This window comes from Pseudocitrobacter sp. 73 (assembly GCF_008369545.1).
GTDB classification, from domain to species: Bacteria; Pseudomonadota; Gammaproteobacteria; order Enterobacterales; family Enterobacteriaceae; genus Pseudocitrobacter; species Pseudocitrobacter vendiensis.
Genome location: NZ_VTZO01000009.1, coordinates 432,216 through 452,883, shown reverse-complemented (window position 1 = coordinate 452,883; position 20,668 = coordinate 432,216). Strand labels below are relative to the sequence as shown.

The 20,668-nt window shown below is 53.3% G+C and carries 19 protein-coding genes; 4 read left to right on the top strand and 15 right to left on the bottom strand.

Features of this window, described 5'->3' with window-relative positions; all coding sequences use genetic code 11:
• Nucleotides 1-20: 20 nt before the first annotated feature.
• The 15 genes from rnhB to rpsB all read right to left on the bottom strand — a co-directional run bounded on the left by rnhB (nucleotide 21) and on the right by rpsB (nucleotide 15,017).
• Complete coding sequence (gene rnhB, locus F0Q32_RS11610) at nucleotides 21-617, bottom strand: ribonuclease HII (RefSeq protein WP_149463183.1); 597 nt, start codon at nucleotides 615-617, stop codon at nucleotides 21-23.
• Nucleotides 614-1,762: a lipid-A-disaccharide synthase gene (lpxB, locus tag F0Q32_RS11605; protein ID WP_149463182.1), complete on the bottom strand. Its 1,149-nt coding sequence runs from the start codon at nucleotides 1,760-1,762 to the stop codon at nucleotides 614-616. The genes rnhB and lpxB overlap by 4 nt, the downstream gene beginning before the upstream one ends.
• On the bottom strand, nucleotides 1,762-2,550 hold the full coding sequence (lpxA, locus tag F0Q32_RS11600; protein ID WP_149463181.1) for an acyl-ACP--UDP-N-acetylglucosamine O-acyltransferase: 789 nt from the start codon (nucleotides 2,548-2,550) through the stop codon (nucleotides 1,762-1,764). Before lpxA ends, lpxB begins: the two co-directional genes overlap by 1 nt.
• A gap of 3 nt (nucleotides 2,551-2,553) precedes the next feature.
• Entirely contained in the window at nucleotides 2,554-3,009 is a 456-nt protein-coding gene (fabZ, locus tag F0Q32_RS11595; protein ID WP_015965836.1) for a 3-hydroxyacyl-ACP dehydratase FabZ, read from the bottom strand.
• 145 nt (nucleotides 3,010-3,154) lie between these two features.
• Entirely contained in the window at nucleotides 3,155-4,180 is a 1,026-nt protein-coding gene (gene lpxD, locus F0Q32_RS11590; RefSeq protein WP_149463180.1) for a UDP-3-O-(3-hydroxymyristoyl)glucosamine N-acyltransferase, read from the bottom strand.
• Between the two features lie 3 nt (nucleotides 4,181-4,183).
• A complete protein-coding gene (skp, locus tag F0Q32_RS11585) occupies nucleotides 4,184-4,669 on the bottom strand; it encodes a molecular chaperone Skp (protein WP_149463179.1) in 486 nt (161 codons plus the stop codon).
• A gap of 124 nt (nucleotides 4,670-4,793) precedes the next feature.
• A complete protein-coding gene (bamA, locus tag F0Q32_RS11580; protein ID WP_149463178.1) occupies nucleotides 4,794-7,214 on the bottom strand; it encodes an outer membrane protein assembly factor BamA in 2,421 nt (806 codons plus the stop codon).
• Nucleotides 7,215-7,243: 29 nt separating this feature from the next.
• Nucleotides 7,244-8,596, bottom strand: a complete 1,353-nt coding sequence (rseP, locus tag F0Q32_RS11575; protein ID WP_149463177.1) for a sigma E protease regulator RseP — start codon at nucleotides 8,594-8,596, stop codon at nucleotides 7,244-7,246.
• An 11-nt stretch (nucleotides 8,597-8,607) separates the two neighbouring features.
• Entirely contained in the window at nucleotides 8,608-9,465 is an 858-nt protein-coding gene (cdsA, locus tag F0Q32_RS11570) for a phosphatidate cytidylyltransferase (RefSeq protein ID WP_149463176.1), read from the bottom strand.
• Nucleotides 9,466-9,483: 18 nt separating this feature from the next.
• The gene (ispU, locus tag F0Q32_RS11565; RefSeq protein WP_149463175.1) at nucleotides 9,484-10,236 is read right to left on the bottom strand and encodes a (2E,6E)-farnesyl-diphosphate-specific ditrans,polycis-undecaprenyl-diphosphate synthase; all 753 of its coding nucleotides are present in this window, start codon (nucleotides 10,234-10,236) and stop codon (nucleotides 9,484-9,486) included.
• Nucleotides 10,237-10,425: 189 nt separating this feature from the next.
• Entirely contained in the window at nucleotides 10,426-11,622 is a 1,197-nt protein-coding gene (ispC, locus tag F0Q32_RS11560; protein ID WP_149463174.1) for a 1-deoxy-D-xylulose-5-phosphate reductoisomerase, read from the bottom strand.
• 106 nt (nucleotides 11,623-11,728) lie between these two features.
• A complete protein-coding gene (gene frr / locus F0Q32_RS11555; RefSeq protein ID WP_015965844.1) occupies nucleotides 11,729-12,286 on the bottom strand; it encodes a ribosome recycling factor in 558 nt (185 codons plus the stop codon).
• 143 nt (nucleotides 12,287-12,429) lie between these two features.
• Nucleotides 12,430-13,155 carry a UMP kinase gene (gene pyrH / locus F0Q32_RS11550; RefSeq protein WP_015965845.1) on the bottom strand — a complete coding sequence of 242 codons (726 nt, stop codon included), beginning with the start codon at nucleotides 13,153-13,155 and terminating at the stop codon, nucleotides 12,430-12,432.
• A 146-nt stretch (nucleotides 13,156-13,301) separates the two neighbouring features.
• Nucleotides 13,302-14,153, bottom strand: a complete 852-nt coding sequence (gene tsf / locus F0Q32_RS11545; RefSeq protein WP_015965846.1) for a translation elongation factor Ts — start codon at nucleotides 14,151-14,153, stop codon at nucleotides 13,302-13,304.
• A gap of 138 nt (nucleotides 14,154-14,291) precedes the next feature.
• Nucleotides 14,292-15,017: a 30S ribosomal protein S2 gene (rpsB, locus tag F0Q32_RS11540; RefSeq protein WP_015965847.1), complete on the bottom strand. Its 726-nt coding sequence runs from the start codon at nucleotides 15,015-15,017 to the stop codon at nucleotides 14,292-14,294.
• Nucleotides 15,018-15,338: 321 nt separating this feature from the next.
• Between rpsB and map the strand changes: the two genes are divergently transcribed.
• The 4 genes from map (at nucleotide 15,339) to yaeI (ending at nucleotide 20,668) form a co-directional block, all read left to right on the top strand.
• Nucleotides 15,339-16,133: a type I methionyl aminopeptidase gene (map, locus tag F0Q32_RS11535; RefSeq protein WP_108476968.1), complete on the top strand. Its 795-nt coding sequence runs from the start codon at nucleotides 15,339-15,341 to the stop codon at nucleotides 16,131-16,133.
• 120 nt (nucleotides 16,134-16,253) lie between these two features.
• Nucleotides 16,254-18,926 carry a bifunctional uridylyltransferase/uridylyl-removing protein GlnD gene (gene glnD, locus F0Q32_RS11530; RefSeq protein WP_149463173.1) on the top strand — a complete coding sequence of 891 codons (2,673 nt, stop codon included), beginning with the start codon at nucleotides 16,254-16,256 and terminating at the stop codon, nucleotides 18,924-18,926.
• Nucleotides 18,927-18,958: 32 nt separating this feature from the next.
• The gene (dapD, locus tag F0Q32_RS11525) at nucleotides 18,959-19,783 is read left to right on the top strand and encodes a 2,3,4,5-tetrahydropyridine-2,6-dicarboxylate N-succinyltransferase (RefSeq protein WP_108476970.1); all 825 of its coding nucleotides are present in this window, start codon (nucleotides 18,959-18,961) and stop codon (nucleotides 19,781-19,783) included.
• Between the two features lie 54 nt (nucleotides 19,784-19,837).
• Nucleotides 19,838-20,668, top strand: coding sequence for a phosphodiesterase YaeI (gene yaeI, locus F0Q32_RS11520; protein ID WP_149463172.1), 831 nt, complete (start codon nucleotides 19,838-19,840; stop codon nucleotides 20,666-20,668).

Here is a 20,668-nt window from a genome sequence, read left to right as displayed (position 1 = left end):
TACTGAGGGCGTAGATAGAGTCAGGATACCAGACCCAGTGCCCGTTTAACCGGGCCAAAACTGCGTCGGTGGTGCTCGGTGGCACCGTATTCTGCCAGCTTTTCCAGATGAAAAGCGGTTGGGTAACCTTTGTGCTGGGCAAAGCCGTACTGCGGAAATATACCATCAAGGGCAGCCATTTCGGCGTCGCGCGTCACTTTCGCAATGATAGATGCGGCGCTGATTTCCGCCACCCGGCTGTCGCCCTTCACCACCGCCATTGAAGGCATCGGTAACGCAGGGCAACGGTTGCCATCGATGAGCACGTATTCCGGCGCGATACTCAAGCCCGCTACAGCGCGCTGCATCGCCAGCATCGTGGCATGCAAAATGTTCAGTTCGTCGATTTCATGGGGTTCTGCGCGGCCCAGGCTCCAGCAAAGCGCTTTCTCTTTGATTTCATCAAACAGCGCCAGACGGCGTTTTTCGCTCAGCTTTTTAGAATCATTCAACCCAATAATCGGGCGGGCGGGATCGAGGATCACCGCCGCAGTCACCACGGCGCCGACCAGCGGGCCACGGCCAACTTCATCCACACCCGCCACTAAATGGGTGTGCGGATAAACAAATTCAATCATCGTGCTAACTCCAGAACCGCGTCAGCTGCCTGCTCATCGGCATTACAGCGGATTTGCAAATGCAGTTCGCGGAAAGTGTCGTGCATCGCATGGCTGGTTTTGCCATTCGCCAGCAGCGGCAGCAGCGCATCAGCAAGCGCCTGCGGCTGGCATTCATCCTGCAACAGTTCTTTCACCAGCTCGCGCCCGGCAAGCAGGTTTGGCAGCGACACATAATCAGTTTTGACCAACCGTTCCGCCAGCCAGAAAGTGAAGGGTTTCATACGATAACCCACCACCATCGGGCATTTCGCCAGCATGCATTCCAGCGCCGCCGTACCTGAAGCCAGCAGTGCCGCATCGCTGGCCACCATCGCTTCACGCCCCATGCCATCCAGCAGGTGAACGTGGAGATCCGGCGCAACCTCGGCCTTAATGCGTTCGAACTGTTCACGGCGTTTGGCATTCACCAGCGGGACCACCACTTCGAGATCCGGATAGTGATGACGCAGGATTTGCGCCGTTTTCAGAAAATCAGCGCTGAGCATTTCCACTTCCGCGCCGCGGCTGCCCGGCAGCAAGGCCAGACAGTGCGCATCGTGCGGAATACCCAGTACATCTCGCGCCGCATTTTTATCGGGGTCCAGCGGCATGGCGTCGGCCATGGTGTGTCCAATAAAGCGGCAGGGAACGTTAAATTTGTCGTAAAACGCTTTTTCGAAAGGCAGAAATGCGAGCACCAGGTCGGTGGCTCTGCCTATTTTGAAAACGCGTTTCTGTCGCCAGGCCCAGACGGACGGGCTGACATAGTGAATGGTTTTAATGCCCTGCTTCTTCAGGTTGCCCTCAAGCGTGATGTTGAAATCCGGGGCATCAATGCCGACGAAAACATCGGGTTGCAGCGCAGTAAAACGCTTTGTGAGATCGGCACGAATGTGTAACAGACGACGCAAGCGCCCGAGGACTTCGACAATCCCCATCACCGCCAGCTCTTCCATCTCATACCAGGCTTCACAGCCTTCAGCCTGCATACGCGGGCCGGCAACGCCGACAAACCGCGCATCAGGAACCCGGGCTTTTAGGGCACGGATCAGGCCTGCGCCAAGAATATCGCCGGAAGTTTCTCCGGCGACCAGGGCAATCGTTAATGGACGCTGCTCAGTCATTAACGAATCAGACCGCGAGTTGAACGCGCGAAGAATTCCGTAAACGCTTTAACTTCCGGGTACTGCTCAGCCAGTGCAGCGATTTCAGCTTTCGCTTCATCCAGCGTTTTACCATTACGATACAGTGCCTTGTACGCGTTACGGATAGCAGTAATCGCCTCACGGCTAAAGCCGCGACGTTTCAGACCTTCGATGTTCACCCCAAACGGCGTGGCATGGTTGCCCTGCGCAATCACGAACGGTGGAACGTCCTGCGCAACGCCGGAACAACCGCCAACCATCACGTGCGCACCAATGATGCAGAACTGATGGACCGCGGTCATACCGCCGATAATGACGTAGTCGTCGAGCGTAACGTGGCCTGCCAACGTGGCGTTGTTGGCAAGGATGCAGCGATCGCCAAGCTGGCAATCATGCGCAACGTGCGCGTTGATCATCAGCAGGTTATCGCTACCCACCTTCGTCAATCCACCGCCCTGTACTGTGCCACGATGAATGGTGACGCTTTCGCGAATGCGGTTGCGATCGCCAATCTCCACACGGGTAGGTTCGCCAGCATATTTCAGATCCTGGTTCACTTCACCGATGGAGGCGAACTGATAAATCTCGTTATCACGGCCAATTTTGGTGATGCCGTTAACAACAACGTGAGACTTCAGTACGGTACCTTCGCCGATTTCGACGTTGGACCCCACAATACAAAACGGGCCAATGTGAACGTTAGCGCCGATAACGGCACCGTCTTCAACAATGGCGGTAGGATGGATAAAGGCGGTTTTATCAATCACGGATCAGGCCTCCCGGCTACGCGCACACATCATAGTCGCTTCGCAAACAACCTTGCCGTCAACCAGCGCAACGCCTTTAAAGCGAGTCAGGCCGCGACGGGTTTTCTCGAAGGTGACTTCCATAATCATCTGATCGCCAGGCACAACCGGGCGCTTGAAGCGCGCTTCGTCGATACCTGCGAAGTAGTAAAGTTCGCCGGGTTCCAGTTTACCTACGCTTTTGAACGCCAGGATACCGGTCGCCTGCGCCATCGCTTCCAGAATCAGCACGCCAGGTAAAATCGGCTTACCAGGGAAGTGCCCCTGGAAAAACGGCTCATTTACGGAAATGTTTTTCACTGCGCGCAGAAAACGACCTTCTTCAAAATCCAGCACGCGGTCAACCAGTAAGAACGGGTAACGGTGCGGCAGAAGTTCTAAAATCTCTTCAATGTGCAGAGTATGAGTGTCGGTAGTCAAAATACTCTTCCTGTCAAAATATACTGAATGGCAATAATAACACGGCCTGCCGGATTTTCAGAAAGCCGACAGGCCGATAAATGTCGCTCCGTCATCACAAGGCTCAGCCCTGTCAATTCGGCGACAATCCAATGTGGGTGACTGTTTAGTCTTGTTGATTGATCTTGCGCTCTACAGCTTTCAGGCGCTTGCTCATATCATCAATATTCATCACCAATGCTGCTGTCTTACGCCACGCCTTATTCGGCTGAAGCGGAATACCAGAAGAATAGACGCCAGGCTCAGTAATCGGGCGCATCACCATGCCCATTCCGGTTACTGTCACCTTGTCGCAAATTTCCATGTGTCCGTTAATGACGCTGGCGCCGCCAATCATGCAGTAACGGCCAATTTTCAGGCTACCTGCCATAATGACGCCACCGGCGACGGCGGTATTGTCGCCAATCACCACGTTGTGCGCAATCTGACACTGGTTATCAATGATAACACCGTTGCCGATTACCGTATCGTCAAGTGCGCCACGGTCAATGGTGGTACAGGCGCCAATCTCCACGCGATCGCCAATAATTACGCGACCTAATTGTGGGATCTTCACCCAGTTACCGCGATCGTTGGCATAACCAAAACCATCCGCGCCGATCACAGTGCTGGACTGGATCAGGCAATTCTCACCGATCTCGATGTCGTGGTAAATGCTGACGTTTGCCCACAGACGCGAGCCGGCTCCGATTTTCGTCTTTTTACCGACGAAAGAGCCTGCGCCAATCACCACGTTATCGCCAAGCACAACGTCAGATTCAATCACCGCGTTCGCGCCGATAGAGACGTTTTTGCCGAGCGTCGCCGTAGGATCGATGACTGCGCTGGGTGCGATATCCTGCGCCGGTTGCGGCGTGGTATCTAAAATTTGGGCCATACGGGCGTAAGTCAGGTAGGGATTCTTCACTACCAGCGCCGCGCTTTTGGCAAAAGGAAGATCGTCTGCGGTCATGACAACGGCAGAGGCCTGGCAAGCGGCCAGGTGCTCACGGTATTTAGGATTCACCATGAACGTAATATGGCCTGTGGTCGCGGATTGCATGGACGCGACAGCGGTGATGACGATATCGCCATCACCGTGTAATTCCGCATCCAACTGCTGCGCGAGATCAGCCAGTCGAATTGAAGGCATTACTTATTTAACCTGTTTCAGTACATCAGCGGTGATGTCTTTAACATCGCTGCTGTTGAATGCAACGGCGTTAGCGTCAACAACCAGGTCGATGCTCTGGCTGTTTGCAACAGATTTCACCGCAGTCTGGATACGAGTAACCAGTTTGCCGCGCTCTTCGTTGGTGCGACGCTGACGATCCTGCTCAAATGCCTGGGCTTTCTGAGCGAAAGTCTGGCGCTGAGAAGTGATGTCTTTTTCCAGCTTGGTGCGATCTGCACCTGCTTTCATGGACTGCAGACGCTGCATTTTAGACTGCAGGTCGCCTTCCATACGCTGAAGTTCACCGGCACGGCCTTTGAACTCATTTTCCAGCGTGCTGGAAACACCGGTTTTCTGTGCAACTTGTTGGAACAGGTTGCCCATGTTAACAATTGCGATTTTATCTGCTGCCTGAGCAGACGCAGCCATTGCTAAACCTAAACCTGCAGCTACTAACCACTTTTTCACAATAAAACTCCTTACCATCCCATGCGTACCCGAAGGTACCGTTTTTTATGTGGCCCGAAGGCCACTTAACGCTATGCCTATACAGCGTCACTACACTGCACTGCATTCCTTTGCAAGTGAGCAATTACCAGGTTTTACCAATGTTAAACTGGAACTGCTCGGCTTTGTCTCCATCGTATTTCTTGAACGGCTGGGCGTAGGAGAAGACCAACGGCCCCAATGGGGACATCCATTGTAATGCGATACCCGCAGACATACGGATGTTGCTTGGATCGCTGTAGTCAGGGATCCCCGCAGCACGCGTTTCTGCAGTGTCTTTCCAGTTAGTATCCCACACGGTACCCGCATCCCAGAAGACAGAAGTACGAATAGAGTTCGCGTATTTATCGCTCACAAACGGCGTAGGTACAATCAGTTCCATGCTGGCAACAGCCATGGCGTTACCGCCGACTGCATCATCTGAATCACAGATGCCTGGCTTACCGTCTTTAGTCACTTCGCAGTTATCGGTGCCAGGGCCATAGTAAGCGGCTTTAGGACCGATGTTGTTCGACTGGAAGCCACGCACAGTGCTGGAACCACCGGCATAGAAGTTTTCATAGAACGGCAATTCTTTGCCGCCCAGGCCATCACCGTAACCCCAACGCGTACGACCCAGAACAACCCACTTGTGGTCGTCATCAATTGGGAAGTAGGACGCGGTATCCAGCGTGACTTTATAGAACTCGTTATCAGAGCCCGGAATCGTGACCTTACCGTTCAGGTTAACGCGCGAACCGTCCGTCGGGAAGTAGCCGCGGTCCAGTTTGTTATACGTCCAACCATAGTTGAAGGTGAAGTCATCCGCCGAGAAGTTATTATCATCAGACGTCGTGCTGGCATTCTGACCAATAGAATCCAGATAACGGTTCATCGCTACCTGCGGCTGCATGTTAGACAGGTCGTTATGGACATAGCCCAGACCCGCACGCAGCGTGTTGTATTCGTTGATCGGGAAGCCCAGCGTGCCATCTACACCATAACTTTTGTTGGTGTAGGAGGAGAGGTCCGCATCATCTGCTTTAAAGTCATTGTAGAAGATACGACCGCCGAGGCTCACGCCATCGACCGTAAAGTACGGGTTGGTCACAGAAAACTCAGAATAGGTCTGGTAGTCGTTCTTGGTCCCGTTGATACCCACGGAGTAGCCCGTACCTAACCAGTTATCCTGCTGTACGCCAACCTGGAAGCTGACGCCGCTTTCTGTACCGTAACCAATACCGAAGTTGAAGCTACCGGTGTTACGCTCTTTCACCTTGTAAACCACATCCACCTGGTCCGGGCTACCCGGAACGCGTTGGGTGTCGGTATCGACGGTTTCGAAGTAACCCAGACGGTTCAGACGCTCTTTACCCTGGTCAACTAAATCGCTGCCCAGCCATGCCCCTTCCATCTGACGCATTTCGCGACGCAGAACGGCATCTTTGGAAGTGTCGTTACCTTCAAAGCGGATTTTGCGCACGTAGAAACGGTTACCCGCATCAACGTTCACATGCAGCTTAACGGTTTTATCCGCATCGTTGATTTCCGGCTGAGACTGAACGCGCGGATAAGCGTAACCATAGCGACCCAGAAGCTTTTTAATATCATCTTCCATTTTGGTCACTTTGGTGCCGTTATACAGCTCGCCCGGCTCGATTTTAGTCAGCGCTTCGATTTCAGCGGAGTGCCCGGCCAGATTACCGCTCACCTGTACGCTATCGAGTTTGTACTGATCGCCTTCCGTCACGTTAACGGTGATGTAGATGCCTTTTTTATCAGGCGTCAGGCTCACCTGCGTGGAGTCGATGTTGAAACGTGCGTAACCGCGATCCAGATAGTAGCTGCGCAGGGTTTCAAGGTCGCCCGCCAGTTTCTGTTTCTGATATTTGCGATCGCCCACTACGTTCCACCACGGCACTTCATCACGCAGCTGGAAGTTCGAGATAAGATCTTCTGTGCTGAACGCGTGGTTACCCACGATGTTGATCTGCTGGATTTGCGCGGAGACGCCTTCCTGGAAGACCAGTTTCAGGTCGACACGGTTACGCGGCAGCGGGGTGACAACGGCTTTTACGCTCGCGCTGTATTTACCCACGCTGTAGTAGAAGTCTTCGAGCCCTTTTTCGATATCCGAAAGCGTGGTGCGGTCAAGAGATTCACCTACGCGAACGCCAGATGCTTCAAGGTTCTGCTTGAGCATGTCATCTTTCACCGACTTGTTGCCGGAGAAGGTGATGCTGGCAATCGTTGGACGCTCTTTCACCTGAACCAGTAACGTATCGCCGTCTCTCAGAACGCGAACATCCTCAAAGTTGCCAGTGGCAAACAGAGCGCGGATGGTATTACTGATATCGTCATCAGTTATGGTATCACCAGGACGTACTGGCATACTGAGGAGGGCCGCACCAACAGCGACTCGCTGCAAGCCTTCGAAATGAATGTCCTTCACTACGAACCCGTCAGCACCGTATACGGTCGCGCTGCTAAACAGCAGCGACGCTATAAGCAACTTTTTCATCGCCATCGTTATTATGCGTTCTTCCTAACTAACTCTCATAACCGAGAGAAATCATTGAAAAGTGCAAGCCCCATTAACAACACCAGCAATATTGAGCCAATGCGATAACTAAAGTCTTGAACTCGCTCGGATACCGGACCGCCCTTCAGCTTTTCAATCGCCAAAAACAGCAGATGGCCCCCATCTAACACGGGGAGCGGGAACAGGTTGATGATGCCCAGATTTACACTGATGAGCGCAAGAAACATCAGATAGTAAATCAACCCGTACTCCGCTGACATCCCAGCCCCCTGAGCGATCGAAATCGGCCCACTGAGGTTGTTCAGTTTGACGTCACCGGTGATCAATTTTCCCAGCATGCTAACCGTCAGCTTCATCAACTGCCACGTTTTATCCGTGGCCTGGGCGATGGCGCTGAACGGCCCGTACTGGCGCACTGTTTTGTATTCGTCAGGCAGCGGGATAACTTTTGGTACCACACCCGCAAACCCTTCCGCCTTTCCGTTACCGTGTTTTGTATCCGGTATCAGCGTTAAAGACAAGGGACTCCCCTGCCTTTCGATATCTAACCGCAGGCCTTTACCGGGATTATCACGCACCAGCGTGACAAACATCATCCAGTTTTCCAGCGGTTGACCATCGACTTTAACGATCCTGTCGCCCGCTTGCAAACCGGCTTTGCTGGCAGCAGAGTCGGCCTGAATCTCGGCAAGGACAGGTTCAATCTGCGCACCGCGCGGGCGAATACCGAGTGAAGCGATAGGATCTTCTTTATCCGGTTCGAACGCCCAGTGCTGCAAATTCAGGATTTTATCCTGGCGCTGTTCACTTCCGAAAGGGGCAACAGTGAGGGTGGCGCGCTCGTCGCCAATTTTAGCGACCATCGCCAAACGCACTGCATCCCAATCAGGCGTTTCGATACCATCTACGGCTTTTAGTTCCGTACCAGGTGCAATTTGTGCTTCTGCCGCAATCGAATTGGGGGTTATTTCACCGACAACCGGACGAATGCCAGGGACGCCGATGATAAACACCAGCCAGTAAGCGAAGATGGCAAAAAGGAAGTTGGCGACAGGGCCGGCAGCAATAACGGCGGCGCGTTGGCCGACCGTTTTATTGTTGAATGCGAAGTGGCGCATCTCCGGTGCAACCGGCTCGACGCGCTCATCCAGCATTTTAACGTAGCCGCCCAGGGGGATAAGGGCGATAACAAATTCGGTGCCGTGTTTATCAACGCGACGCCAGAGCGATTTCCCAAAACCAATTGAAAAACGCTCTACGCGAACGCCACAGCGGCGAGCAACCCAGAAGTGACCAAATTCATGGACGGTGATCAATACACCCAGGGCAACAATAAATGCCGCCAGATTCCAGAGTATGCTCAGCATAGACCCATCCGTTAAATCGTCCTGAAAACTAACAACAGCAAGCACGCAAAGACCGGAACCGCCGCCGTCAGGCTATCAATACGGTCCAGAATTCCGCCGTGGCCGGGGATCAAATGTCCACTGTCCTTGATGCCGGCTTCACGTTTAAACATGCTCTCGGTCAAATCGCCAAGCACAGATGCCAGCGCAGCGACAATGGAGCATATTAATAGCGTTGAGGGGGCTACGTCCAGATTTGCCCACAATCCATAGGCCCAGGAAATAACCGCAGCCGTTAACAGGCCACCGATGAATCCTTGCCAGGTTTTCCCCGGCGAAACTTTAGGCGCCAGCTTATGTTTGCCAAACAGTTTGCCAAACATATACGCGCCGGAATCCGCACCCCATACGAGGATCATGACATACAGCAGCCACAGCGCACCGCTGTAGTGATTATCGTCGTAGTGCCATGCGCGCAACGCCACCATGCCCCAGAAAAACGGCACGATAGTCAGCAAGCCAAACAGCAGACGTAACGTCTTCGAATGACGCCACGACGCGGCTGACCCTGGATAGGTCAGAACCAGCACCAGCGCCACAATCCACCACGCAAGCGAGGCCCAGAGCGAAATCTCAACAACGGGTTGATGGAGATTATGATGATACTCCGGAAGCAAGAAGAGCATCACCGCCAACAACAGGCCGCAAAGTACCGCCAGCCATACCCGCTGCGTACGCGAGCTAAATCCGCTCAGTTGTCCCCATTCCCACGCGGCCAGCATACAGACGACCAGCGTAACAATGGCGAACCCGACTGGCGGCAGCAAAAACAGCGCCGCAATAACAACGGGTATTAAAATCAATGCAGAAATCAGGCGATACTTCAGCAAAAGCTACCCCCATCAGGCCTATTCGCCACCAGGCTCGGTGCCGCCGAAACGTCGCTCACGATTTGCAAAAGCATGCAGCGCACCCTCAAAGTCTTGTTCATCGAAATCGGGCCAAAGAACATCGGTAAAGTAAAGTTCAGCATAGGCAATTTGCCAGATAAGAAAATTACTGATGCGATGTTCTCCCCCTGTCCTAATTACTAAATCTACGGGAGCCAGTTCATGCATGCAGATTTGCTGACTCAGCAGATCTTCACTGATGTTGTCGGGACGGAGTAACCCTTCCTGAACCTGTTCAGCCAGTCGCTGAACTCCCTGAATAATATCCCAACGCCCACCATAATTAGCGGCGATATTTAACGTCAGCCCGGAATTATTTTCGGTTAACGCTTCCGCTTTACGGATGCGCTCCTGTAGGCGGGCATTGAACCGGCTGGTATCACCGATGATACGCAACCGCACATTGTGGCGATGCAGGCTTTTTACTTCGCTATCAAGCGCCCACACGAAAAGCTCCATCAATGCGCTAACTTCTTGCTCGGGGCGGTTCCAGTTTTCACTGCTGAACGCATAAAGGGTTAATGCCTCAATGCCATTATTCGCCGCATACGACACGGCGCGGCGAACAGACTTCGCCCCAGCTTTATGTCCAAAGGCGCGAATCTTCCCTTGTCTCTTCGCCCAGCGACCATTGCCGTCCATGATGATAGCCACATGGCGACACCCGTGGGCAGGCACATTTTCGCTGATTGGTTGATTAGCAGACAACATAACGCGTTTTTAGTCCATGAAAAGGAATGAGCGGTACCCCGGAATACTGATATTTCTGTCGCAAAAAAGCCGTGTTGAAGCACGGCTTGCACGATTGCCCCTGAAAATAGAGGCGCAATCGGTGGCGCAGACTATATCACTGAAGCCAGACGCTAACAAATACCATGACAGTTCACAGGCTGATAATCCTCAGCTTGCGAAACGCGTCACTTGTTTTCGCGCCACATCACGCGCATGCGCGTCAATTACCAGCACCTCATCGACGGAATGAGGCTCTGTAAGCGACATCGCGTCAAGCACAGCCAGGTTCGCCGCCGCAATATCGGTAAAGCGAATCTGCGAATCCAGGAATGCAGCAACGGTAATTTCGTTCGCCGCATTCAATGCGGTTGTCGCCGCCTGCCCCTGCTCGAACGCGTCCATCGCCAGCTTAAGGCAAGGATAACGATCGTAATCCGGTTCGCTAAACGTCAGCGCGCCCAGTTTGCAGAAATCGAGCGGCTTAACGCCGGATTCCGCACGTCCAGGCCAGGCCATCGCATTGGCGATAGGCGTGCGCATATCCGGCTCGCCGAGTTGTGCAATGACGCTGCCGTCTTTATAGCGCACCATCGAGTGAATCACCGACTGTGGATGAATCACCACTTCCATTTGCGCAGCGGAGGCGTTAAACAGCCAGCGGGCTTCAATGTATTCGAGACCTTTATTCATCATGGTGGCAGAGTCGACGGAAATTTTACGTCCCATCGACCAGTTCGGATGACGGCAAGCCTGATCCGGCGTCATTGCGCGCAGTTCACTGATTGGCGTCTCACGGAACGGACCACCAGACCCGGTAAGCAGAATGGACGTGACGCCATGCTGCCCGAGATCAGCGTACCCCAGGTCTTGCTGAAAAGTTTGCGGCAAACTCTGAAAGATGGCGTTATGTTCGCTGTCGACCGGTAAAAGTTGCGCGCCGCTGGCTTTCACCGCTTCCAGGAACAGGCGTCCGCAGGTCACCAGGGACTCTTTGTTCGCCAGTAAAACCGTTTTGCCGGCATGAATAGCGGCAAGCGTCGGGACCAGGCCCGCCGCGCCAACGATGGCGGCCATCACCTGATCAACATCGTCCAGCGCAGCCACTTCACACGCCGCCTGTTGCCCACACATCACTTCGGTGCGGCTACCGTGTTCACGCAGAGCGATTTTCACCGCTTCGGCGCTATGGGCGTCATCCATCACCGCGAAACGCGGGGAAAACTCCAGACACTGCTCGACCATGCGATCGACGTTTTTACCGGCAACCAGCGCGGCAACGGAGAAATGGTCAGCGTTATGGCGTACAACATCCAGCGTGCTACAGCCAATTGAGCCCGTTGAGCCAAGAACGGTTATTTGCTTCATGAAAGGTCCAGCTTAGCGACTTGAAGGGTGAAGAGTATAAATGCAAAACGCCGCCAGCAAAGCGATACGCTTCCTGTACGGCGTTATTCCTGCAAACAAATGCAGATTAGAACTGCATCAGTTCCGCTTCTTTCTCTGCCAGCGCCGCGTCAATTTTCTTGATAGCCGCGTCGGTCAGTTTCTGCACGTCATCCTGAGAACGGCGATCGTCATCTTCGCTGATCTCTTTGTCTTTCAGAAGCGCTTTCACTTTGTCGTTCGCGTCACGACGGACGTTACGCACAGAGACACGCCCCTGCTCAGCTTCACCGCGCACCACTTTGATCAGGTCTTTACGACGCTCTTCAGTCAGCGGCGGCAGCGGAACGCGAATGTCGGTGCCTGCAGAGCTTGGGTTCAGACCAAGATCAGACGCCATAATCGCTTTCTCTACAGCCGGGCCCATAGAGCGATCGAACACGTTGATTTTCAGCGTACGGGTATCTTCTACAGTGACGTTCGCCAGCTGACGCAGCGGAGTCGGGGTGCCGTAATACTCAACGACGATGCCGTCCAGCAGGCTGGGAGAAGCACGACCCGTGCGTATTTTGCTGATTTGGTTTTTGAACGCTTCTACGCATTTGTCCATGCGCACTTCAGCATCTTTTCTGATATCGCTAATCACGTTACGAATCCTTGAAAACTTGTCTCAGTCAGACCAGACGGTAGCACAGATGCGCTAAGTATAGTCCTGTTTAAAATATGCCACCGGGTAAGTGACCCGCATGATTAAAGCGGAATCTTACCCGTATTTGGCCTCGACGGAAATTATTCCGTGATTAAAGTGCCTTCTTTTTCGCCCATGACCACACGACGCAGTGCGCCAGGTTTGTTCATGTTGAAGACGCGAATCGGCAATTTGTGGTCACGAGCCAGCGTAAACGCCGCCAGATCCATGACTTTCAGTTCTTTATCCAGTACTTCGCTGTAAGTCAGCTGTTCGTACATGGTCGCCGTAGGATCTTTCGCCGGGTCAGCGGTAAACACACCGTCGACTTTGGTGGCTTTCAGTACCACGTCGGCTTCGATTTCAATACCGCGCAGGCAGGCTGCGGAGTCGGTTGTGAAGAACGGATTACCGGTACCCGCGGAGAGGATCACCACGCGGTTGTTGCGCAGCAGGCTAATCGCCTCTGCCCAGCTGTAGTTGTCGCACACGCCGTTCAGCGGAATGGCAGACATCAGGCGAGCGTTCACATAGGCGCGATGCAGTGCGTCACGCATTGCCAGGCCGTTCATTACCGTGGCCAGCATGCCCATGTGGTCGCCCACAACGCGGTTCATACCCGCTTTCGCCAGACCTGCACCGCGGAACAGGTTACCGCCGCCAATCACTACGCCAACCTGAATGCCCAGTTCAACAAGTTCTTTAATCTCTTGCGCCATACGGTCAAGGATGCTTGCGTCAATACCGAAACCTTCAGTCCCCTGCAATGCTTCGCCGCTCAGTTTAAGCAGAATGCGTTTGTAGACGGGTTTTGCGTTGGTAGCCATTTTCTTTCCTGCGAGTGTCACGAATGGGATGATTTAAATCAGGTGACATCATGCGCTTCCTGCCGATTTGCCCCTATAAGAGCTGGCTGATTTTCACATGACGGGTACAAAAAGGAGCCGCCCTGAGGCGGCTCCGAACAGTACAATTAAGACTGTTTAGACATTGCAGCAACTTCTGCTGCGAAGTCAGCTTCAACTTTCTCGATGCCTTCGCCCACTTCAAAGCGGATGAAGCCAGTCACGTCAGCGTTGTGCTCTTTCAGCAGCTGGCCCACGTTTTTGCTCGGGTCCATGACGAAAGGCTGACCAGTCAGAGAAACTTCGCCGGTGAATTTCTTCATGCGGCCTTCAACCATTTTCTCTGCGATTTCTTTCGGCTTACCAGACTGCATCGCGATATCCAGCTGTACCTGGTATTCTTTCTCTACCACTTCAGCAGACACGTCTTCTGGTTTAACGAATTCTGGTTTGCTTGCAGCAACGTGCATTGCCAGGTGTTTAACCAGCTCTTCATCTGCGCCTTTAGCCGCAACCAGAACACCGATGCGCGCACCGTGCTGGTAGCTACCCAGAACGTCGCCTTCCAGGATTGCAACGCGACGGATGTTGATGTTTTCACCGATTTTAGCAACCAGTGCAACACGCTCTTCTTCGAACTGTGCTTTCAGGACTTCAACGTCAGTCACTTTGCCAGCAACAGCTGCGTCCAGAACTTTGTCTGCGAACGCCTGGAAACCACCATCTTTAGCAACGAAGTCAGTCTGGCAGTTAACTTCCAGAATCACGCCGAAGTTGCCTTCGATTTTGGTTTTGATCACGCCGTCAGCAGCAACGTTGCCTGCTTTTTTAGCTGCTTTGATCGCGCCAGATTTACGCATGTTTTCGATTGCCAGCTCGATGTCGCCGTTAGCTTCAGTCAGTGCTTTTTTGCAATCCATCATGCCTGCGCCGGTACGTTCACGCAGCTCTTTTACCAGGGATGCGGTAATTTCAGCCATTCTAAAATCCTCGGAAGAGTGATCCGCCCGGCCTGATAACCGAACGGATTTAAAAAAGTGAAAAAGGGGCCATAAAGGGCCCCTTAACCAAACTTGATACTACCTGGTCTATAAGGGGGCTCTAACGAGCGTTCCTTATTACTCAGCTTCTACGAAGCTTTCTTCAGCCTGGGAAGCCAGGTCAGAAGAACGGCCTTCACGAACGGTAGCCGCTACAGCGCTCAGGTACAGGGTTACAGCACGGATTGCATCGTCGTTACCCGGGATAACGAAATCAACGCCGTCTGGATCGGAGTTGGTATCAACGATAGAGAACACTGGAATACCCAGGTTGTTCGCTTCTTTGATAGCGATGTGCTCGTGGTCAGCATCGATGACGAACAGTGCGTCCGGCAGGCCGCCCATGTCTTTGATACCGCCCAGGCTGTTTTCCAGTTTCTCAAGCTCACGAGTACGCATCAGCGCTTCTTTCTTGGTCAGCTTGTCGAAAGTACCGTCCTGAGACTGAGTTTCCAGGTCTTTCAGACGTTTGATGGACTGACGAACGGTTTTCCAGTTAGTCAGCATGCCGCCCAACCAGCGATGGTTCACGAAGAACTGGTCGCAGCTGTTAGCAGCTTCTTTCACCGCTTCGCTTGCAGCGCGTTTAGTACCAACGAAAAGGATTTTACCTTTACGAGCAGAGATCTTGTTCAGTTCAGCCAGAGCTTCGTTGAACATCGGTACAGTTTTCTCAAGGTTGATGATGTGAACTTTGTTACGCGCGCCGAAGATGAAAGGCTTCATTTTCGGGTTCCAGTAACGGGTCTGGTGACCAAAGTGAACACCAGCCTTGAGCATGTCGCGCATGGAAACAGTTGCCATGATTTAAAACCTCTATAGATTAAGTTGGGGTTATGCCTCCACGTATCCCATATTACCGACCCCGAAGGGCACCCCGGAACATGTGTCGATACGTGTGTGTTGTTACACAAAGTGAGATTGTCGCTTCAGTCCATTCTGTGTATATCAAATGGAACGGAAGTCCGGCGCGCTTTATACCACAAATACGCCGCCGACACCAATACTTGTTGGCACTCTATGCTGTAACTGATTCTCAATCTGGTAGTGGATGCTTCAGACTGTTAACATTGATAGCACTTACACAATTATTGTCGATAAATTCGACCCTGATGGACAAACTCCATGGCTATTTCTATTAAAACACCTGAAGAAATCGAAAAGATGCGCGTCGCGGGTCGTCTGGCAGCCGAAGTGCTGGAGATGATCGAGCAGCACATCAAACCGGGCGTAAGCACCGGCGAACTGGATCGCATCTGTGACGACTGGATCGTCAACCACCAGCATGCGATCTCCGCCTGCCTCGGCTACCACGGTTATCCAAAATCAGTCTGCATCTCCATCAATGAAGTGGTTTGCCACGGGATCCCGGATGATGCTAAGCACCTGAAAGATGGCGATATCGTCAACATTGATGTGACCGTGATTAAAGACGAGTTCCACGGTGACACCTCAAAAATGTTCATCGTCGGTAAACCAACTATTCTGGGCGAGCGCCTGTGCCGCGTCACCCAGGAAAGCCTTTATCTGGGCATCAAGATGGTAAAACCAGGCATCCGCCTGCGCACCATCGGCGCGGCAATCCAGAAATACGCGGAAGCAGAAGGTTTCTCTGTGGTGCGGGAATACTGCGGCCACGGTATTGGTCGCGGCTTCCACGAAGAACCGCAGGTACTGCACTATGATGCAGATGACGGCGGTGTCGTGCTTAAAGAAGGCATGACCTTCACCATCGAACCGATGCTGAACGCCGGTGATTACCGCATCCGCACCATGAAAGATGGCTGGACGGTAAAAACCAAAGATCGCAGCTTGTCTGCTCAGTACGAGCATACTATTGTGGTAACGGCAAACGGCTGCGAAATTCTGACGCTGCGTAAGGATGACACCATCCCGGCTGTCATCTCGCACGACGAATAATTGATTTGCCTGATGGCGATGCTTTCGCATCTTATCAGGCCTACAAATTGCACTATCCCGTAGGCCGGATAAGGCGCTTGCGCCGTCATCCGGCTTTTTACATGGGTGGCGCAAACATAAATGAATACTCTTCCTGAACAGCTCGCGAATACCGCACTCCCCACCCTTCCCAATCAGCCGCAAAATCCCGGTACCTGGCCTGCGGATGCGCTGAACATGGTCACAATCAAATCCCATCTTGATGATTTCCAGCGCTGGCTGGGTGAAGCCTTTGATAGCGGAATTTCCGCCGAACAGCTCATCGAAGCACGCACCGAATTCATCGACCAGCTCCTGCAACGCCTGTGGCTTCAGTACGGTTTTGGCGATGTGGAAGATGCGGCGCTGGTTGCCGTTGGCGGCTACGGGCGCGGTGAGCTGCACCCGCTCTCGGACATCGACCTGCTGATTTTAAGCCGTAAGAAACTGCCCGATGAGCAGGCGCAGAAAATTGGCGAGCTGTTAACGCTCCTCTGGGATCTCAAACTGGAAGTGGGTCATAGCGTACGAACGCTGGAAGAGTGCCTGCTGGAAGGTCTTTCAGACCTGACCGTCGCCACCAACCTGATTGAATCACGCCTGTTGATTGGCGACGTCGCCCTGTTCCTGGAACTGCAAAAACACATTTTCAGCGAAGGCTTCTGGCCATCAGAAAAATTCTTCCCGGCGAAAGTGGAAGAGCAAAACGCGCGCCACCAGCGCTACCACGGCACCAGCTATAACCTTGAGCCGGATATTAAAAGCAGCCCCGGTGGCTTGCGCGATATCCACACTTTACAGTGGGTCGCCCGCCGACACTTTGGTGCCACATCGCTTGATGAAATGGTTGGTTTTGGCTTTTTGACTGAAGCCGAGCGCAATGAGCTCAATGAGTGTCTGCATCTGCTGTGGCGCATCCGCTTTGCACTGCATCTGGAACTTAACCGCTACGACAACCGCCTGCTGTTCGACCGTCAGCTAAGCGTCGCCCAGCGCCTGAACTACGGCGGCGAAGGCAATCAGCCGGTTGAGCACATGATGAAAGATTTTTACCGCGTGACGCGTCGCGTCGGCGAGCTCAATCACATGCTGCTTCAGCTGTTTGATGAAGCGATTCTTGCCCTGACGGAAGATGAAAAACCGCGTCCGATTGACGATGATTTCCAGTTACGCGGCACGCTAATCGACCTGCGCGATGACACGCTGTTTATGCGCGAACCGCAGGCGATTCTGCGCATGTTCTCTCTTATGGTGCGCAACAGCACTATTACCGGAATTTACTCCACGACCCTGCGCCACCTACGCCATGCACGTCGTCATCTGGCGCAGCCGCTGTGCTATATCCCGGAAGCCCGCTCGATTTTCCTTAGCATGCTGCGCCACCCCGGCGCGGTGAAACGCGGCCTGCTGCCAATGCATCGCCACAGCGTGCTGTGGGCCTACATGCCGCAGTGGTCGCATATCGTCGGTCAGATGCAGTTTGACCTGTTCCACGCCTACACGGTGGATGAACACACCATTCGCGTGCTGCTCAAGCTGGAAAGCTTTGCCGAAGAAGAGACGCGCCCGCGCCACCCTTTGTGTGTCGATCTCTGGCCGCGTCTTACCCATCCCGAACTGATTCTGATGGCCGCGCTGTTCCACGACATCGCCAAAGGACGCGGGGGCGATCACTCGATTCTTGGCGCGGAAGACGTGCTGAAATTCGCCGAACTGCACGGTCTGAACTCCCGTGAAACGCAGTTGGTTGACTGGCTGGTACGTCATCACCTGTTAATGTCCGTCACCGCCCAGCGGCGTGATATTCAGGACCCGGAAGTGATTAAACAGTTCGCTGAAATTGTGCAAACGGAAAACCGTCTGCGTTATCTGGTGTGTCTGACGGTTGCCGATATTTGTGCCACCAATGAAACCCTGTGGAACAGTTGGAAGCAAAGTCTGTTGCGCGAACTCTATTTCGCCACCGAAAAACAGCTGCGCCGGGGAATGGATAATACGCCGGATATGCGCGAGCGCGTGCGTCATCATCAGATGCAGGCGCTGGCCCTGCTGCGCATGGATAACATCGACGAAGAGAAGCTGCATCAAATCTGGAACCGCTGCCGCGCCAACTACTTTGTACGCCATACGCCAAATCAACTCGCCTGGCATGCCCGACATCTGTTGCAGCACGATCTCGCGAAACCGATGATCCTGTTAAGCCCACAGGCCACCCGTGGCGGCACCGAGATTTTCATCTGGAGCCCGGACCGCCCTTACCTCTTTGCGGCGGTATGCGGCGAGCTGGACAGACGTAACCTTAGCGTGCACGACGCACAGATTTTCACCACCCGCGATGGCATGGCGATGGATACCTTTATCGTGCTGGAGCCCGACGGCAGCCCGCTCTCATCCGATCGCCATGAGGCTATCCGTCTTGGGCTGGAACAGGCGATTACCCAACGTAGCTGGCAGGTGCCGCAGCCGCGTCGCCAGCCGGCAAAATTGCGTCACTTCTCCGTCGATACCGAGGTGAGTTTCCTGCCAACCCATACGGACCGAAAATCATTTCTTGAACTGATTGCGCTCGATCAGCCAGGTCTGTTAGCGCGCGTCGGGAAAGTGTTCGCTGACCTCGGAATTTCCCTTCACGGAGCCAGAATTACGACAATTGGTGAACGAGTAGAAGATTTATTTATAATCGCCACTGCCGACCGGCGTGCGCTTAATAATGCGCTGCAATTAGAGGTACAACAACGGTTGACAGCAGCCCTCAATCCAAACGATAAAGGGTAATCATTTTTTTTACACAGATGGAAAGAGTAACAATGCAGCAATTACAGAACGTTATTGAGTCCGCTTTCGAGCGTCGCGCCGACATTACCCCAAACAATGTCGACACCGTAACCCGCGAAGCGGTAAACCAGGTTATTTCATTACTGGATTCCGGCGCGCTGCGTGTCGCTGAAAAAATTGACGGCCAGTGGGTCACTCACCAGTGGTTGAAGAAAGCGGTTCTGCTCTCTTTCCGTATTAACGATAACCAGGTTATCGATGGTGCGGAAAGCCGCTACTTCGATAAAGTGCCGATGAAATTCGCCGACTACGACGAAGCGCGCTTCCAGAAAGAAGGCTTCCGCGTGGTGCCGCCAGCGGCCGTTCGTCAGGGTGCGTATATTGCTCGCAACACCGTATTGATGCCGTCTTACGTTAACATCGGTGCCTACGTTGACGAAGGCTCTATGGTTGATACCTGGGCAACCGTTGGCTCCTGCGCGCAAATCGGTAAAAACGTTCACCTGTCCGGCGGCGTCGGCATCGGCGGCGTACTGGAACCGCTGCAGGCTAACCCAACCATCATCGAAGATAACTGCTTCATCGGCGCGCGCTCTGAAGTAGTCGAAGGTGTGATTGTCGAAGAAGGCTCTGTTATCTCCATGGGCGTATACCTGGGTCAGAGCACCAAAATCTACGACCGCGAAACCGGCGAAGTCTTCTATGGTCGCGTTCCGGCGGGCTCCGTTGTCGTCTCCGGCAACCTGCCGTCGAAAGATGGCAAATACAGCCTGTACTGCGCGGTTATCGTGAAGAAAGTGGACGCCAAAACCCGCGGTAAAGTGGGCATTAACGAACTGCTGCGCACGATCGATTAATCATCGCGACAACGGGTGACATGAAGTCACCCGTTTTTACATCATGGACGACCAATGATTTCTCGCAGACGTTTTCTGTTAGGGGCAGCCGCTACGCTTGGCGCCGCAAGCGGTATAAGTTACGCCCATTACTGGGAGCCAGGCTGGCTTGAGGTTATCCACCAGCGAATCCCTTTCTTTCATTCTCCCTCACCTTCTACGCCCCCCTTTAAAATCCTGTTTCTGGCGGATCTTCATTACTCGCGTTATGTTCCTTTATCCCTGATTTCAGAAGCAATCACTCTGGGGCTTGCACACGATCCTGACCTCATTCTGTTGGGTGGCGATTATGTATTATTTGATATGCCGCTGAATTTTCCGGCATTCATTCAGGTACTCTCGCCACTGGCCGCGCACGCGCCGGTTTTTGCCTGTTTCGGCAACCACGACCACAAAGTTGGCAGCCCGCACAATGATGCGATAAGTCAGGCAATTATCCATGCGGGTGTAACGCCTTTATTTAATCGCACCACGGTTATTACCAAGGGGAAACAACAATTTGAATTAACCGGCGTGGGCGATTTATGGTGTGGGCAATGTAACAGCGCAGCGGTTCCCGGCTGGCGCAACGGCATATTACCGCGCCTGGTGCTGGCACATAATCCCGATAGCAAAGCAGTACTGCGCGATGGCATATGGGATTTGATGCTGTGTGGGCATACCCACGGTGGGCAAATGCACATCCCGCTGATTGGCGAACCTTTTGCGCCCGTCGAGGACAAAAGGTATGTCGCAGGGCTGAATGCGTGTGGCGAACGACAAATCTACACGACGCGCGGCGTGGGAAGCTTATATGGATTGCGGCTGAACTGCCGGCCTGAAGTGACGATTCTGGAATTGGTTTAA

Coding starts and splice junctions, on each gene's coding strand:
- rnhB (WP_149463183.1), bottom strand. CDS start 617: ATGATTGAATTTGTTTATCCGCACACCCATTTAGTGGCGGGTGTGGAT.
- lpxB (WP_149463182.1), bottom strand. CDS start 1,762: ATGACTGAGCAGCGTCCATTAACGATTGCCCTGGTCGCCGGAGAAACT.
- lpxD (WP_149463180.1), bottom strand. CDS start 4,180: ATGCCTTCAATTCGACTGGCTGATCTCGCGCAGCAGTTGGATGCGGAA.
- bamA (WP_149463178.1), bottom strand. CDS start 7,214: ATGGCGATGAAAAAGTTGCTTATAGCGTCGCTGCTGTTTAGCAGCGCG.
- rseP (WP_149463177.1), bottom strand. CDS start 8,596: ATGCTGAGCATACTCTGGAATCTGGCGGCATTTATTGTTGCCCTGGGT.
- ispU (WP_149463175.1), bottom strand. CDS start 10,236: ATGTTGTCTGCTAATCAACCAATCAGCGAAAATGTGCCTGCCCACGGG.
- ispC (WP_149463174.1), bottom strand. CDS start 11,622: ATGAAGCAAATAACCGTTCTTGGCTCAACGGGCTCAATTGGCTGTAGC.
- pyrH (WP_015965845.1), bottom strand. CDS start 13,155: ATGGCTACCAACGCAAAACCCGTCTACAAACGCATTCTGCTTAAACTG.
- tsf (WP_015965846.1), bottom strand. CDS start 14,153: ATGGCTGAAATTACCGCATCCCTGGTAAAAGAGCTGCGTGAACGTACC.
- rpsB (WP_015965847.1), bottom strand. CDS start 15,017: ATGGCAACTGTTTCCATGCGCGACATGCTCAAGGCTGGTGTTCACTTT.
- map (WP_108476968.1), top strand. CDS start 15,339: ATGGCTATTTCTATTAAAACACCTGAAGAAATCGAAAAGATGCGCGTC.
- glnD (WP_149463173.1), top strand. CDS start 16,254: ATGAATACTCTTCCTGAACAGCTCGCGAATACCGCACTCCCCACCCTT.
- dapD (WP_108476970.1), top strand. CDS start 18,959: ATGCAGCAATTACAGAACGTTATTGAGTCCGCTTTCGAGCGTCGCGCC.
- yaeI (WP_149463172.1), top strand. CDS start 19,838: ATGATTTCTCGCAGACGTTTTCTGTTAGGGGCAGCCGCTACGCTTGGC.